We start from the raw sequence: 577 nt of genomic DNA, 5'->3' as shown, positions 1-577 counted from the left end.
TCGTAGAGTGGTCCGGTAGGAGAGGTGCCGACCATCGGGAGCGGTGTGTCCGAAGATCCCGCCGATCACGCAGCGGCCGCGCCGGGGGGCGTCGCCCCGGGCGCGGGGCCCGTCGCGTCGGCGATGCCCACGAAGCCCTCGGCCCCGCCCGGGGGGTCGGCGCCGGTACCGCGCGGGCGGGACGAGGCTCGCCCGACCGCCGGTTCCCGCCGGGCGGTGGCCACGCTGACGGTCGCGGCGGCGATCGTCCTGCTGTCGGACATCATCACCAAGCACGTCGCGGTGGCCACCCTGTCCGACCGGGGGCCTGTCGAGGTCATCCCTGGCCTGCTCGACCTGGAGCTCACCCGCAACTCCGGAGCGGCCTTCAGCCTCGCGGGCGGCGCGACGGTGCTGCTCAGCCTGGTCGCCCTGGCCGTGGTCGCGGTGGTGGTGTCCACCGCCCGCCGGCTGCGGTCGGCGGGGTGGGCTCTCGTGCTCGGCGCCCTACTCGGCGGGGCGCTGGGCAACCTCGCCGACCGCATCTTCCGCGCGCCGGGTCCCCTGCGCGGTCACGTCGTGGACTTCGTTCACCTCC

General features: G+C 75.9%; 1 protein-coding gene. It reads left to right on the top strand.

Annotation, left to right across the window (positions count from 1 at the left end; translation table 11 throughout):
• Positions 1 to 123: 123 nt before the first annotated feature.
• A partial coding sequence (locus tag ACY45C_RS18825; RefSeq protein ID WP_462188893.1) for a signal peptidase II occupies positions 124 to 577 on the top strand: 454 nt, incomplete at its 3' end.

Source organism: Frankia sp. CcWB2, assembly GCF_977927585.1.
The sequence above is the reverse complement of the archived record's forward strand: the minus strand, read 5'-3'. Positions and strand labels throughout refer to the sequence as shown.